Source organism: Streptomyces kanasensis (assembly GCF_043077165.1).
Classification (GTDB): Bacteria; Actinomycetota; Actinomycetes; order Streptomycetales; family Streptomycetaceae; genus Streptomyces; species Streptomyces changanensis.
In genome coordinates, this window is record NZ_JBIBSF010000012.1 from 17845 (window position 1) to 33066 (window position 15222).

General features: G+C 74.8%; 11 protein-coding genes. 2 read left to right on the forward strand and 9 right to left on the reverse strand.

Translation table 11 applies throughout. The features are described from left to right. Window positions 1-26: 26 nt before the first annotated feature. From ACF053_RS26290 to ACF053_RS26305, 4 genes are all read right to left on the reverse strand, one after another. Window positions 27-1136: a lactonase family protein gene (locus tag ACF053_RS26290; protein WP_391956254.1), complete on the reverse strand. Its 1110-nt coding sequence runs from the start codon at window positions 1134-1136 to the stop codon at window positions 27-29. Between the two features lie 80 nt (window positions 1137-1216). Beyond that, window positions 1217-2809 carry an FUSC family protein gene (locus ACF053_RS26295; RefSeq protein ID WP_391956255.1) on the reverse strand — a complete coding sequence of 531 codons (1593 nt, stop codon included), beginning with the start codon at window positions 2807-2809 and terminating at the stop codon, window positions 1217-1219. 741 nt (window positions 2810-3550) lie between these two features. Beyond that, window positions 3551-4648, reverse strand: coding sequence for a mandelate racemase/muconate lactonizing enzyme family protein (locus tag ACF053_RS26300; protein ID WP_391956256.1), 1098 nt, complete (start codon window positions 4646-4648; stop codon window positions 3551-3553). Between the two features lie 258 nt (window positions 4649-4906). Beyond that, window positions 4907-6136, reverse strand: coding sequence for a hypothetical protein (locus ACF053_RS26305; RefSeq protein ID WP_391956257.1), 1230 nt, complete (start codon window positions 6134-6136; stop codon window positions 4907-4909). 129 nt (window positions 6137-6265) lie between these two features. Between ACF053_RS26305 and ACF053_RS26310 the strand changes: the two genes are divergently transcribed. Beyond that, on the forward strand, window positions 6266-7411 hold the full coding sequence (locus ACF053_RS26310) for a DegT/DnrJ/EryC1/StrS family aminotransferase (RefSeq protein ID WP_391956258.1): 1146 nt from the start codon (window positions 6266-6268) through the stop codon (window positions 7409-7411). A 130-nt stretch (window positions 7412-7541) separates the two neighbouring features. Here ACF053_RS26310 and ACF053_RS26315 read toward each other — a convergent pair whose 3' ends face one another. Beyond that, entirely contained in the window at window positions 7542-8540 is a 999-nt protein-coding gene (locus ACF053_RS26315) for a dihydrodipicolinate synthase family protein (protein ID WP_391956259.1), read from the reverse strand. Between the two features lie 88 nt (window positions 8541-8628). Between ACF053_RS26315 and ACF053_RS26320 the strand changes: the two genes are divergently transcribed. Then, a complete protein-coding gene (locus ACF053_RS26320) occupies window positions 8629-9615 on the forward strand; it encodes an LLM class flavin-dependent oxidoreductase (protein ID WP_391956260.1) in 987 nt (328 codons plus the stop codon). Window positions 9616-9618: 3 nt separating this feature from the next. On the opposite strand, the gene ACF053_RS26325 is transcribed toward ACF053_RS26320, so the two are convergent. The 4 genes from ACF053_RS26325 to ACF053_RS26340 form a co-directional block, all read right to left on the reverse strand. Continuing rightward, window positions 9619-10422 carry a carbohydrate ABC transporter permease gene (locus ACF053_RS26325; RefSeq protein ID WP_391956261.1) on the reverse strand — a complete coding sequence of 268 codons (804 nt, stop codon included), beginning with the start codon at window positions 10420-10422 and terminating at the stop codon, window positions 9619-9621. Continuing rightward, complete coding sequence (locus tag ACF053_RS26330) at window positions 10422-11378, reverse strand: carbohydrate ABC transporter permease (protein WP_391956262.1); 957 nt, start codon at window positions 11376-11378, stop codon at window positions 10422-10424. The genes ACF053_RS26325 and ACF053_RS26330 overlap by 1 nt, the downstream gene beginning before the upstream one ends. Then, window positions 11375-12634, reverse strand: a complete 1260-nt coding sequence (locus ACF053_RS26335; RefSeq protein WP_391956263.1) for an ABC transporter substrate-binding protein — start codon at window positions 12632-12634, stop codon at window positions 11375-11377. Before ACF053_RS26335 ends, ACF053_RS26330 begins: the two co-directional genes overlap by 4 nt. Before the next feature lie 101 nt (window positions 12635-12735). Continuing rightward, window positions 12736-14661, reverse strand: a complete 1926-nt coding sequence (locus ACF053_RS26340; protein WP_391956264.1) for a hypothetical protein — start codon at window positions 14659-14661, stop codon at window positions 12736-12738. Window positions 14662-15222: the final 561 nt, after the last annotated feature.

A 15222-nucleotide genomic window follows, 5' to 3' on the forward strand; every position in this document is an offset into this window, starting at 1 on the left:
GGACGCGGTCAGGCGATCGGGTGGGGTCAGGCGAGGACGACGCAGGAGGCGGCCGGCACGGGCACGGCGCCCGCGCGGGACGGCACGCCGGTGTGCGGGTCGACGTCGTACCAGGTGACGTCGCCGGAGCGCTCGTGCGCGACGTACAGCCGCCTCCCCAGCGGGTCGTACACCAGGTCGCGGGGCCAGTGGCCGCCGCTGGGGACCGTGGCGACCGGCCGGGCCCGCTCGCCGTCGCCGTCGAGCTCCAGGACGGCGAGCGTGTCGTCGCCCCGTACGGCGGCCCACACGCAGCGCCCGTCGGGGCTGACGGCGAGGGCGGACGGATAGCCGGCGCCCGGCGTGTCGGGCGGCCGCAGACACACCTCGTCCAGCGGCGCCAGGGCCGCGGTGGAGCCGTCCCAGCGGCACACGGTGAGCGTGGGCGCCAGTTCCGACAGGACGTACACGTACCCGCCGGAGGGATGGAAGGCCAGGTGGCGCGGGCCGCTGCCGGGCCGCAGCGCCGTCTCGCCGCGCACGGTGAGCCCGCCCGTGGCCGGGTCCAGGGCGCAGACGCGCACGGAGTCGGTGCCGAGGTCCACGGTGAGCAGGTGGCGGCCGTCGGGCGCGGGCACCACCTGGTGGGCGTGCGGGGCCGCCTGCCGGTCCGGGTCGGGGCCGTGGCCCCGGTGGCGGACGAACCCGGCGACCGGGCCCGGTGTGCCGTCGGCGCCCACGGGCAGTGCGCTGACGCCCCCGGAGCCGTAGTGCGCGGTCAGCAGGTGGCCGGCGGCGTACGCGAGGTGGGTCGGCCCCGCGCCGCCCACGGGTCGGGGGACGCCGAGGAGCCGGGGCGCCCGACCGGCGACGTCGAAGGCCGCGACGGCCCCCTCGTCGGTCTCGGAGACCGCGTACAGCACGGCGCCACCGGGGCCGAGGGCGAGGAACGACGGGTCGGCGACCTCCGCCGCGGAGCCCGTCGGGGTCAGGGCGCCGGTGCCGGGGTCGAGGCGGGCCGCGGTGACGCCGTGGCCGCCCGCGGAGGTGAAGGAGCCGACGAACGCCCGTCGTGCGCCGCCCGGGCCTCCCCCGGCCGCGCCGTCGTCCCGTGTCGCCCCCGCCGTCCCCGTACCGCGATCCCCGTGCCGCTCCACCGCGTCGCCCCTTCCCCTGGCCGTGACTGGGTTACGGGGCGACGCTAGCAGCTCTGGTCCAGACCAACGCGGGTAGCGGGTCAGGAACCGACCAACGGCGAGCGGGGCGCGGTGCGCAGCGGCGCGTCGAGCTCGGCGAGCAGCCGCTCCAGGCCGTGCAGGTGCGCCAGTGCCGGTACGGCGTGGGAGGCGCCCGGCCCGTCACCCGTCGCGGGTACGGGTACCTCCACCACGTCGGCCACCCGAACCGGTGCGGCGTGCCGGTCGGCGGCGGGATCCGAGGCGGCATCGGCGTGGCGGTCTGCGGCGTCCCGGGCGCGTTCCCGGGTGAGCAGGGCCTCCACGGCCGCCTCGACCCGCCAGCACGCCGCGGCGAGCCGGGCGTCGTGCCCGGCGTCCGGATCGGCGGCCACCGAGGCCAGGCCGCGCACCTCGCGGGCGCAGTCGTCGAGCAGCGCGAGGACCTGCCGCGCCCGGGCCCGGCGCCCGCGGAACGGGCTCAGGGGGTGTACCAGCGGCGACAGTGACATCCGTACGCGGGCCAGCAGCGCCTCCAGCTCGGCGGCGTGCGGAGCCGGGTCGGCGGTCGCCGAACCCGCCAGCCGCTCGGCCGCCTCTGCGGTGCACCGGCGCACGGCGTGCAGGGCCCGCTGGATCCAGGCCTCGTTGGTGTCGTGGGTGGTGACCGGCAGCACCAGGGTGACGGCCAGGGCGGCGAAGAGCGCGCCGACGGCCGTCTCGGCGAGCCGCAGCACGAGCAGGTGCGGGGTGAGCACGCCGAGCAGCCCGTAGAGGAGACCCGCCATGACCGTGACGGCCAGCATCATCCAGCTGTACGACACGGGCGCCGTGTAGAAGATGCCGAAGACGCACACGGCGACCAGCGCCGCCGTCGGCGCGGGCGCGCCGTCCAGCGGCAGCGCCACGGCCAGGCCCGCCACGATGCCGAGGACGGTGCCGAGGACCCGGCGGAAGCCGCGGACCAGGGTCTCACCGCGCGACGCGGTGTTCACGAAGATCCACCAAGCGGTGCCGACGGCCCAGTACCAGCGCTCCTCCGAGAGGACCTGGCCCACCGCCAGGGCGAGGCCGCACGCCACGGTCGCCTGCACCGCCTGCCGGGTGGTCGGCCGGGCGAGGCCCCGGCCGGGCAGCGGCGCCGGCGCGGCGACGGGCGGGATGCGCCGTTCGATGGGCCACAGCGCGAACCGCACGGCGGCGGCGACGGCCAGCGCGATGCCGACGGCGAGGTACAACTCGGGCAGCTGGGCCGGAGCCGCGTGCAGGAACTGCACCACGAAGTACTGCATGAACGCGAAGATCCCGAGCGCGTGGCCGCGGGGGCCCCAGCGCCGGGCGTACACGCCGCAGAAGACGACGGCGAGGAAGGCCGCGTCCCGGTACGGGGACAGGTCGTGCAGGGCGGTGGCGAGGGCGAGCGCGGGGAACCCGGCGGCCGGGAGCAGGACGGTCGTGATCCGCTGGGCGCGGACGGTGCCGTCGATGACGGTGAAGAGCGCGAGCAGCGCGGCGAGGCCGCCGGTGATGGACGCGGTCAGGGACAGTCCGGCCAGTTCGGCGGCCGTGACGGCGAGACCGACGCCGACCACGGCGCGGGTCGCGTTCCTCAGCCTGAGGTGCCCCGGGTCCGGGGCCACGAAGATCCTCTTCACGACGGTGGTACCGCCCCCCTGTCTTGCTCTCGCCGGCCCGGAGGCGCCCGGGGGTGGTGGGCGTCCGGAGGCACGACGAAGGCGCCGCGGTCCGGGGCCGGCGTCGTTGCCGTCCGGCGCTGCGCGGCGCCGCTGATACGTGGATGGCACAAGGAAACCATCCGGTGGGGCGTTGGCTCAACACACGACCGGAGGACTGGGCCATTGGCCGCGATCGGGCGCCGGCCGCTCGGCCAGAAGCGAGCCAACGGACCAGATCACGCCACTGGCCGACACGCATCGGTCGCGACGGACGTCCGGTCGGCTCTCCGCTGCTGGAAGAGGGCCCCCGCCCTTCCGGCCATCGGGCCCACCGTGCCCGAGCCCACCCCGGACCCGGCCGGAGGGCCTTGACGAGGCGGACCGGGACGGGTCCGCGCGGGGACGGGTCCGGACAGGGCGGGGTGGGCCCGGGCGGGGGTGAGGTGGGCCCGGACGGGGCGGGGGGTGAGGCCGGGCAGTGCGGGCGGCACGCGGCTACGGGGCGACCGGCCCGCACACGGATCCGGCGGCGGGCCGGCCGGCAGGCAGACACGTGACGCCCCCGCCGGCACGCGGCGCCCTGCCGGCAAGCGGCACCGCGGCCGGCACCCGACGGGCGACCGGCGACGGGCGACCGGCGACCGGCGACCGGCGACCGGCGACCGGCGACCGGCGACACTCCCGCCCGGTACGCCCGTCACCCCCGCCCGGGCAGCCCCCTCACCCCCGCCCGGGCAGTTCCGTCAGGCCGTGGCCGAGTCCGGGCACGGTCGGCACGGTGACGCGCCCGGTGTCCGCCGTGGTGGCGAAGGCGGCCGGGGCGAGCGGCTCCGCCGCGACCAGGAGCGGACCCACGAGGTCGGCCGGGACCGTCGCGTGCGGCAGCGCGGCGGCGAGGTGCGCGGCGGCGAGGGTGGCGACGCCGAGCTCCGGCATGGTGCCGATCTTCACGGCGAGCCCGGCGGCCTCCGCGATGGCCGCGACCTGGCGGGCGCGGTGGAGCCCGCCCACCTTCAGGATCTTGATGTTGAGGACGTCGGCGGCGCCCCGGCGCACGATCTCGACCGCGTCGTGCGGGGACTGCACGGACTCGTCCGCCATCACGCGCGGCATGCCCCGGCCGCGCAGGGCCGCCATGCCGGTGAGGTCCCAGCGGGGCAGCGGCTGCTCGACCAGGTCGAGCCCCGCCTCCGCGAGCCGCGCCACGGTACGGGCGGCGGTGGACGGGTCGTACCCCTCGTTGGCGTCGAGGGAGAGCTCGACGTCGCCGGGGACGGCCGCGCGCACGGTGCGCACCAGCTCGACGTCCCGGTCGGGGTCCTCGCCGCCCTTGACCTTGAGGTGGGTGAAGCCGCGCGCGGCGTGGTCGGCGGCCTCCTTCGCCATCTCCTCCGGGCCGCCGAGGCCGACGACCCAGGCGGTGGGGACCTCCCGTCGCACCAGCCCGCCGAGGAGCAGGTGCACGGGCCACCCGGAGACGCGGCCCGCCAGGTCGTGCAGGGCCAGGTCGAGGGCGGCCTTGGCGAGGTACTGGCCGCGGATCGCCGCGTCCATGGCGGCGTGCGCCCCGGCGAGGTCCCGCGGGTCGCGGCCGACGAGGGCGGGGGCGACGTGGCCGGTGAGGGCCGCGCGCAGCCCCTCCAGGGTCTCGCCCGTGTAGGCGGTCATGGGAGAGGCCTCGCCGTAGCCGGTGGCACCGTCGTCGGTGCGCACCTCGACGACGAGGCTGACGAGTTCGGGGCTGGTCCCGCTGCTGATGGCGAACGGGCGTCGGTAGGGGGCCTGGACGACGTGGCTGCGAATCGAGTCGATCTTCACGCGGCTCCTCCGGGTAGCGGCCCCGCCCGTGGTCGGCGTGGGCCTGGGGCGATGTCCCGCCGGCGGGACCGGGAACCGGGGCCCGGTCCCGTCGGCGGAGCACCTGCCTGGGGGTTGTCGTACCGGTCAGGACGGAGGGGGAACGAGTCGGACCGCTCGGCCCCCGGTGCCGCGAGCCGACGCCGCCCGCCCCGGCACACGCGACCGACGCCACCCGACCCGGCACCACCCGCCCCGATCCGACCGGCGAGCCACCCCCTAGATGCTGACGCGGTAGACGGTGGGCGGCCTGCCCGTCCTGCCCTCCTGCAGGCTGCCGACGGGGACGGCGACGCCCGCCCTCTCCAGCCGCTTGAGGATGCGCCGTGCGGTGCGCTGCTGGACGGCGAGGTGCTCGGCGACGCGGTGCGCGGTGATGCCCGGCTCGGCCCCGGCGGCGACGAGTTCCCGCAGCCGTTCCAACGTCCGCGGGTCGAGCCCGACACGCCGGGCCAGCAGCCCGGTGCTCTCGGGTGCCCCGACCGGGGCGTCGTCCCCGGCCTCGTGGACGATGACGATGTCGACGTCGTCCTTCATGCAGACGACCCCGGCGACCGGGCCGACCGAGCGGGCCCGGTTCACCGCCCGCCGGGCCAGCGCCTCCGCCTCCGCGGCGGTGCGGCCCAGGCCGAACCCGACGTGGGCGGCGCCGTGCCGGGCGGCGAGCCCGTCGAGGAACGGCAGTCGGGTGAACTGGTCCGTGGCCTTCTCCAGCGCACCGCGGGTGGTCACCGCGAGGCGGCTGCCGTCGGGCAGACCGGCGAGGCTGGCGCCCAGGACGGCGAGGTCGGCGGCGAGGCCGTCGTCGCCCGCCGGCAGGTCCACGATCCCCAGCGCCACCTGGGCGTCGTCGCTGTGCGCGCCGGCCGTGGCGAGCACGAGGGCCTGGAGGGTGGCGCGTATGGAGTGCCGCGACGGGGCGAGCCGCACCGTGTGGACGCGGTGCTCCAACTGGTGGAAGGCCGATCCCAGGCAGGTCAGGGCGACCGTCGCGCCGTGCCGGTCGTGCGCGGCGAGGTGGAAGTCGACCAGGTCCGCCGAGGTGAGGCCGGGCCGGTACGGCAGGACGCGGACGTGCTCCGTGGGCAGCTTCGCCTCGATGAGCGTCTCGGTCACGTCGGCCCGGCCGAGCGTGTCGATGGAGATCCGCGACACGTCGTGCCCCAGCCGGAGGAGCTCGACGAGCGCCCGCAACAGGGTGGCGCCGCTGTACGGCACGTACATGGCGGGCCGGTCGACCAGCCCGGCGCGGGAGGCGAGCGTGTGCGGGACCACGCCGGTGAAGAGGAGGGCGTCCGCGCTGCCGGCCCCGTCCCGCACGACGTCGCACGTCTCGTCCTCGTGCCGGTACGGCAGGGCCCGCAACCGGGCGGCCCCGTTGTCCGCGGCGACCGCGACGACCCGGTCCACCAGGTCCTCGGGCCCTATCACCCCGACCGTGAGCGCCATCGGCCGGTCTCCGTTCCTCTTCCGCAGTCGTGCGGGGGTGCTTTCCGTGGGGTTGTTGACGCCCGTCCATGGGGGTCCTAATTTCGGCCCAGACCACAACGGCGTCTCTGGCGGAAGGATAGTGACCCGATGCCCGAACGGGAAATCCCCTTGCCCACGGTGCTCGAGCCCCGCGGCAGGACCATCGGCGCCGAGGAGCGGGCGGCGGTGCTGCGGGTCCTGGACTCCGGGGTGCTGTGCAGCGCGTTCGGGGAGGAGGCGCGGTCGCTGGAGGCGGAGATGGCCCGGCTGTACGGCCGTGCTCACGCCGTGGCGTGCTCCTCCGGCACGGCGGCCCTGCACCTGGCGGTGGTGGCGTGCGGGGTGGGACCGGGCGACGAGGTGGTGACGACGCCCGTCTCCGACTTCGGCACGGTCGCCCCCGTCCTGGCGCTGGGGGCCCGTCCGGTCTTCGCGGACGTGCTCGCGGGGGACGGCAACCTCGACCCGGACGCGGTCCGGGCGGCGATCACGCCGCGCACCAAGGCGGTGGTCGCCGTCCACCTCTTCGGCGGCGCCGCCGACGTCCGGCGGCTGCGGGAGGTCTGCGACCGGCACGGCCTGCCGCTGGTGGAGGACTGCGCGCAGGCGTGGCTGGCGGAGGACGGCGCGGGGCGGCTGCTCGGCACCGTCGGCGACGTCGCCTGCTTCAGCCTGCAGCAGTTCAAGCACATCACCACCGGCGACGGCGGTCTGGTGACGACGGACGACCCGGGGCTCGCCCGCCGGATGCGGCTGTTCATGGACAAGGGCTGGGACCGCTCCGAGGGCCGCATCCACCGGGAGACGGGGCTCAACTACCGCATGCCGGAGCTGGTCGCGGCCGTGGGGCGGGCGCAGCTCGCCAAGGTCGCCGGCGTCGTCCGGGCGCGCCGCGAGAGCGCCGGCCGGCTGGTCGCGGCGCTCGACGGGCTGGAGGGGGTGGCCCTCGCCGGCCGGCCGGCGGGGCACGCGTGGTGGATGGTCCCGCTGCTGGTCGAGGACAACGCCCGCTGGGCCGAGGCCCTGGGCGACGAGGGCGTGCCGGCCCTGCCCGGCTACCTGGAGCGCCCGCTGTACGCGAATCCGGCCGTGCCCGGTGGCGAGCGGGGGCTGTGCCCGCGCGCCGAGGAGCTGATCGACCGGACGCTGCTGGCGCTGCCGTGGACCGAGGGGTACACGGAGGCACACGTGGACCGGATCGCCCGCGCCCTGCACCGGGTCCACGCGCTGCACCACGGGGCCGCGCCCGTGTGAGCGCCGGCGCGCGGTCGTCCGGCGGGGCGGACGGCATCCGGCCCGCCGGCGCTCGGCGCCGCACGCCCGGCGCCCCCACCGCACGCGGGCACGCACGACGCCCCGGTCCCGCGCGCCGGACGTCCCCCGGTCAGACCGTGGCGCCCTCGTCCGCGGCGGCGCCCTCGCCCGCCGTGGCGAGCTCTTCCAGGCAGGCGACGACGGCATGCCGCTCGGCCTCCGGGAGCGGTGGGCCGTACGGGTCGTGCGCCGCCTCCTCGGGGATGATCCCCTCCCACACGGCCGCCCACATCATCCGCCGTACGTACCCTTCGATGGGGGCGAGGAACGTCACCTCCGCGAACCGGTCGAGCCGGTCCGACGCGCGCAGGAACGCACCGGCGTCACCGGCCGTCCACGCGTCGAGGACGGCGGTGGTCAGCCCCACCCGCGCGGCGGCGATGCCGACGAGGGCCGTGTCCGCGCCCCACATCAGGGAGGGGCCGAACATCCGGTCCTCGCCGGTCACGACCAGCCGTCCGCTCCCCTGCGCCGCGCGGACGGCGTCCTGGCAGTCCACGGCCCGGTCCAGTGTGGCGATCTTGATGCCGGCCGTGGACGGCAGTGCGAGCAGGCGCCGGACCAGTTCCGGCGGGTACGGGTAGCCGCCGGCGCCGGCGTGGAGGAAGAAGCCGAGCACGGGCAGACCGCTCTCCGCGGCGACCCGCTCGTGCAGCGCCACGGCGCGCTCCACCCCGTCGGGCAGACCGCCGTAACGGGCCATCGGGTACACCATCACGGCGTCGGCGCCCAGGCCGGCCGCCTCCACCGCCATGGCCACCGTGGCGTCCTCGGCGGCCGGCTGGGTGGCGGCGCGCTCCGAGCGGGGCACGCCCGCGCCCGCGACGACCGGCACGTCCAGGACGTCGCGCCACACCGTCATGACGTGGCGCCGGTCGGCGGGGGCGAGGCACAGGCCGCGCCCGGTGTGCGCCCAGACGGCGACGCCGCCGACACGCTCGGCGGCGATCCGTTCGGCGTAACGGCGCAGCGCGGGCAGGTCGACGCTCCCGGCGGTGTCCATCGGGGTGAGGACCGCGGGCAGGACGGTGCCCCGCAGCCGGGCGGTGAGTTCCTCGGTCGCGGACATGAGCGGCCCCTTGTCTGACGGTCTGTCGCCACGGTGCGCGTTCACGCTAGCCTTTACGGCCCGGACCGTAAAGGAAGGAACCGGTGCCATGCGCCTCGGTCTCTACGTCAACCTGTACGCCGACAAGGCCGACCGGCCGCGGCTCGCCGACGCCGTGGAGCAGGTGCGGCTGGCCGAGCAGGCCGGGTTCTCCTGGGTGGTGCTCGGCGAGCGTCACCTGCACCGCCCCGGCTACCACGAGGCGGTCACCACGCTGGCCTACCTGGCGGCGCACACCGAGCGGATCGGCCTCGCCACGGCCGGGCTGATCGCCCCCGTCTACCACCCGGTGTGGCTGGCGGAGACGCTCGCCCACGTCGACGTGCTCTCGGGCGGGCGCCTGACGGCGGGCTTCGTGCTCGGGTACCGGCCGGAGGAGTTCGCCCTGTACGGCACGGCGCCGCGGGAGCGGGTGCCGCGGTTCGAGGAGTGCCTGGAGCTGCTGACGCGGCTGTGGACCGAGGACGAGGTGAGCCACGAGGGCCGCTTCACCTCCCTGGACGGGGCGTTCCTCGCGCCCCGGCCGGTGCAGAGCCCGCGGCCGCGGATCTGGAACGGCGGCCGGGTCTCGGCGTCCCTGGAGCGCACGGCGCGGATGTGCGACGGCTGGACGACGTCGTTCAACGAGCTGGACGCCGACCTGCCGGAGAAGATCGCCGAGTACCTCGCGTACCCGCGGGGCGCCGCGAGCCTGGGGGCGGAGGTCATCGTCTGCCGCGAGGGCTACTGCGCCCCCACGACCCGGCTGGCGCGGGCGGCCCTGGAGGACCCGCTGCGTTCGCTGTACGACGCGTACGGCGACTGGAAGCGCACGTCGGCGGACGCGGCGCGGTACGCGCAGGAGTGGGACGACATCGCGGCCCGGTCGGTGATCGGCTCGCCGGAGGAGTGCGCGGACCGGCTCGGCCGCTACGCCGCGATGGGCGCGGACGGCGTGGTGCTGCGCGTCCAGCCGCCGGGCATGCCGCAGGCCGACGCGCTGCGGGCGATCGAGGCGTACGGCACGGACGTCCTGCCCGTGCTGCGCACGCCGTGACCGTCAGGACTTGAGGCCGGTCGTCGCGATCGAGTCGGTCAGGTAGCGCTGGAGGAGCCCGAAGACCAGCAGGCACGGCAGGACGGTGATGGTCGCCCCGGCCATGATCTGGTTGACCGCGACGTTCTCGCCCTCCAGCGTCGCCAGGCCGACGGTGAGCGTGCGCATGTGCGAGGACTGGCCGATGACGAGCGGCCACAGGAAGTCGTTCCAGTGCCACAGGAAGACGAAGACGCCGAGCGTGGCCAGGACCGGGGTGATCAGCGGGATCACGACCGTCGTGTAGATCCGCCACTCGGACGCGCCGTCGATCTTCGCGGCCTCGAACAGCTCGTCGGGCAGCTGCCGGATGAACTGGCGCATCAGGAAGACCGCCTGCGAGTTGGCGAGGGTCGGCACGATCAGGCCCCAGTACGTGTCGACGCCGCCGAGCCGCGAGACGAGGACGAAGTACGGGATGAGCGTGGCCTGGAACGGCACCATCAGCGTCGCGAGGAACGACCAGAAGAGCAGCTCGCGGCCGGGGAAGCGCTTCTTGGCGAAGGCGTAGCCGGCCATCGACGAGAAGAGCAGGATCAGGACCACGGACACCAGCGAGTACACCAGGGAGTTGACGGCCCAGCGGGTGATGTCGGCGCCGGAGAGCACCGCGGAGAAGTTCTCCCAGGTGGCGCGGGTCAGGTCGAGCGCCCCCGGCAGGGTGCGGCCGCCCGCGGGGGCGAAGGCGACCAGCACCATCACCACGAACGGCGTCATCGTCACCAGCGCCACCAGGACCAGCAGGGCCGGCAGTCGCATTCTCGCCATCAGTCGTCCCGTCCGATCAGCCGGCGCTGGATCAGGGAGAACACCAGGACCACCAGGAAGAGGACCAGTCCCAGCGCGCTCGCGTAGCCGAAGTCGAAGAACTTGAAGCCGGTGTCGTACAGCAGGTAGACGAGGGAGTAGCTGGCGCGCACCGGTCCGCCGGCCGTCATCACGTACATCGCGTCGAACACCTGGAACGCCCCGATCGCCTCGATGACGAGGACGAAGAAGAGCACGGGGCGCAGCAGTGGCAGCGTCACCCAGCGCAGCCGCTGCCAGCCGGTGGCGCCGTCGATGACGGCGGCTTCGGTGACCTCGCGCGGGATGGACTGGAGCCCGGCGAGGAGAATGAGCATCGAGTAGCCGAAGCCCTTCCACGCGGACGTGGCGGCGATGGCCGGCAGCACCAGCCGCTCGTCGCCGAGGAAGTCCAGGGGACCGAGGGACAGGAGGCCGAGGGCGGCGTTGAGCAGGCCGTCCTCCACGTCGTAGATCCACTTCCAGATCACGGCGGCCAGCACGATGCTCGTGACGTACGGCAGGAAGAACACCCCGCGGAAGAAGCCGCGCAGCCAGACGGCGCGGTGCAGGAGCAGGGCGGTGCCGAGGGAGAGGCACACCGTCAGCGGCACGAAGACCAGTGTGTACAGGGCGGTGACGCCGAGGCTGGCCCAGAAGAGGTCGTCCTCCAGGAGGCGGACGTAGTTCTCGACGCCGATGAACCGCCAGTCGCCGCTGAGCCGGTAGTCGGTCAGGGAGAGGAAGGCCGCGCCGAGGGTGGGGCCGAACCGGAAGACGAGGAACAGCAGCAGCATCGGCGCCACGAACAGCAGGCCGACGCGCGCCTCGCGCCGGCGCACCGGCCTCGGCGGCCGGCCTGCCGGGCGGGGCGGGTCGGGTACGGCGACGGGCTCCGGTGTCGGCGCGGCCAACTCGCCGGTCGTGCTCGCCGTCAACGCTGCCGCGCCAGCAGGTCGTCGGCCTGGCCGGCGGCGGCGTCCAGGGCCTCCTTCGGACTCTTGCGCCCGGTGAGGGCGGCCTGGATCTCCGGGGCGATCAGTGACATCAGCTGGCGGGCGACGGGGCTGGGTTCGCCGGGATAGGCGAACGGCAGCGCCTCCTGGAACTCCTTGGCGTGCGGGGCGCCGCTGGGGACGGTGACGTCGGTGCGCGGGGAGAGGAAGCCGCTCGCCTTGCCGAGGCTCCGGATCTGCTCGGGCCGCGCCATGAAGGCGAGGAACTTCTCGGCGCCCGCCGCGTTGTCGGAGCGGGCGTTGACGCCGAGGCCGCCGGGGACGCCGAAGCCGACCTGCTTCACGTTGCTGAGCGGCTTGCCGACGACGACGTTCCCCGGCCCCCAGGTCTTGGCGGCCAGTTCGGCGTCGGCGAGGGTGTTGGTGAAGCCCATGGCCACCTGCTGCTTGCCGAGCGGGTGGTCGGCGAAGATGTTGGTGTTGGTGAGCGCCGACTTGGGAACGGCGCCCTCCTTGTAGAGGTCCGTGAGGAAGGTGAGGGCGGCGACGCCCTCGGGGCCGTTGAACGCCGCCTTCCGGCCGTCCTTGGAGAAGACCTTCCCGCCGGCCTGCCACAGCAGCGGGTAGAAGTTGAGGTTGAGCGTCGCCTCGTTGCTCGCCGAGTAGTCGAGCGTCGCGATGCCGGCCTGCTTCAGCTTGGGGGCCGCGGCTTTGATCTCGTCCCAGGTGGCGGGGGGCTTGGTGACGCCCGCGCGGTCCAGCAGCCGTTTGTTGTAGAGCGTGCTGGTGACGGTGTGGTAGATGGGCACCGCGAACAGCTTGCCGTCGTGGGAGAGGGCGGTGAGGGCGTTGGGGAGGAACTCCCCCTTGACGGACGCGACGGCCGGATCGACCGGGCGGAGGGCGCCGTTGGCGACGTACTGGGGGACCTGGTCGGGGTTGAGGAGCACGACGTCGGGGCCCTTGCCGCTGCCGAAGGCGGTGGCCAGCTTCTCGTCGCGGTTCTCCCAGGGCTGTTCCTCGATGGTGACGGTGGTGCCGGGCGTCGCCGCCTCGAAGTCCTTCTCGACCTGCGCCCAGTAGGCGGAGTTGGCCTTCGGGTCCGCGATCACCGGGTACATCCAGACGGTGACGTCCTTCGCTCCCGAACCGTCGTCGCCGCTGCCGCACCCGGCCAGCAGTGACACCGCCGCGACGAGGGCGAGCGGGGTGGTGGCGCGCTTGGGGCGTCTGGTCATGTGGGGCCTCCGCTGGGCCTGGGGTGGGCACGCGAACCCGGTCACTTTCGGTCTGGGCCGAAAGTAACCGGGCCGATTCGGGCTGTCAATGGGCTCCGGGCTCAGCGGCGCACGTCGACCGTGTACAGCTCGGGTCCTCGGCTGAAGTACAGGAACCCTTCGTGGGCGGCGAGTCGGCGGTGCGGGAAGTTGACCAGCAGCTGCGGGTCGCGGTTGGGGAACAGCGGGTCGACCCGGAAGATCAGCGCGCCGTCGACGGACACGTACAGCTTGCGGCGGCTGATGACTATCGAGCCGTCGTTGTTGCGGGTGCCGAGCTCCAGGCGGCGGACGACCTCCCCCGTCCCGGGGTGCAGCGCGAAGAGCGAGTGGCCGGTGAGCGCCCACACCGCGCCCCCGGCCACGGCGACCGCGCTCACGGCTCCTATCCCCTGCACGAGTTCCCGCTCCCAGAGCTTCTCGCCGCGCTCGACGTGCCAGGCGAAGGCCGCCCCGGCGGTCCGCGTCGGCGGGGTGGTGCCCAGGCCGCCGAAGATGGACGCGCCGCCGTAGACCACGCCGTACTCGGCCGCGAGGCTGATGATGGACATGTCGCGCACGACGTTGCGGGTGAACGTCCAGTCGCCGGTGGCCTTGTCGTACAGGGCGAGTCCGCCGCCGAGGCGGTTGCCGTCGGGGACGGTGCCCACCGCGACCTTCTGGCCGACGTCGGCGAGGCAGCGGGCCCGCGACTGGAGCTCCGGCTTCAGGGTGACCACGACCTGGGGGTTCGGCGGTGTCCCGGGCGGGCCCTCCGGCGAGTACTCGGGGCTGTTCCACGGCTTGTCGGGGCGGTAGCGGAAGAGCCGCGCGTCGGGGTACTGCCCGATCCACACCGTCCCCTCGGCGTCGCGCAGGATCGCCTCGACCTGGCCGAAGCGGTGGAAGGAGGGCGCGCCGGTCCGGGTGTCGACGGCGGCGAGGCCGCCGTTGAGGAAGCCGCCCGCGTAGAGGGTGCGGCGGCCGCCGGCCTCCAGGGCCTGGATGTCGATCGGCTCCTTGCGGACCTTCGTCCCGAGGATGGCGTGGGCGCCGGTGGTGGGGTTGTAGCGGAACATGTCGCCCCGCCACAGGGTGCCGACGACGCTCCGGCCGGGGTAGTCGGCCAGGCCGAGCTCGGCCCAGCCGAACGAGCGCGCGTTCTGCACCTTGCCGGTGAAGTGCAGCCCGGTGCCGGTGTTCGCGCCCGTGGCCGGGTCGTAGCGGCGCAGCTCGCCGCGCTGGATGAAGTAGACGGCGCCGTCCTCGCCCGGCGGGCAGACGCTCAGGCCGTGGACCTCCGGGATGGGCGCCGACCAGGTGCGGGCCGTGAGGTCGAAGACGTACAGGGGGTTCGGCGCGTCGGAGCCGATGCGCGCGTAGAGCCGGCCGTCGTAGGCGTCGAGGTCGTAGACGGGCTTGCCGGTGATCGTGTCGAGGCCGGGTGGCGTGGGCAACTGGGTGAAGGTGCCGGTCGCCGGGTCGAGCTCGGCGATGTGCGCGGCGGCGTACGAGCCGCTGTACACCTTCCCGCCGGAGCAGGCGATGCTGCGGACGTACGTCTGGCCCGGGACGGCCTGGCCGAAGTCGGTGAAGGCGCGGGTGGCGGGGTCGAAGCGGAACACCTTGCCGCCGGGGAACGTACCGCCCCAGACCTTGCCGGCGGCGTCGGTGGCGAGGGCCCAGATGAAGGTCTGCCCCGGCGCCGGGAGGCCCAGGTCCTCGGCGGCCTCGCCGGACTCCGGCGACCAGCGGTACAGGTGGGCGTTCCCGTAGGTGCCCGCGTACACGCCGCTGGGTGCTTCGGTCACCGACCAGGCGCCGTCACCGCCGGTCAGCGGAGCGCTGACGAGGAGGTCACCGGTGGTGGGGTCGAGGGCGTTGAGACGGGCGGGTTTGCCCGTCGAGGCGCTCCAGAGGGCCTGCTTCCCGGTCGGGCCGGGGGCGACGGTGCCGCCGAGCAGCAGGACGTCGGAGAGCGGGACTCCGATCAGCTGGGGATCACGCATGAATTGGCTCCCGGCCTCGGCGTGTGCTTCGGGAGTGGGGGGCAGGAGGGTGGCGGAGATAACTGCGGTCGAGCCGGCGAGGAACGCGCGTCGCGTCGCCACAGACGGAACACCTCCCGGAAGGAGAGAGTTACGGCACTAGCCGAAAGTGATACGCCGCAGCTCATGGGCCGTCAACGGTACTCGTCACGCTGACGGTGCTCCGGTGCGACACACGGTCACCTCCCGCGCGTCAGCCGGAGGAGCGACACCGTGGTCACAGGGTGTGCGGGCCTCTTCCGACCGGGGTTGTGGCGATTTTCGGCCAACTCCTCGGCCATGGTCGGAGAAACGATCCTGCAGCGGCTCCGGGGGCGGGTGGAGGCGGCCGGAGGACCGCGCGACGGCACGCCCCGCGCGGTAGGGCGGCGATCGGGGCGGGCCGGGTGGCGAGCGGTTCCGGGTGGTCGGGCGGCGGGCGGCTCCGGGGGGCGGGCGGCGGTCCGGGCGGCGGTCCTGGCGGCGATCGGTTCCAGGCGGTCGGGTGGCGAGCGGTTCCGGGCGGTGGGCCCGGGCGGCGGG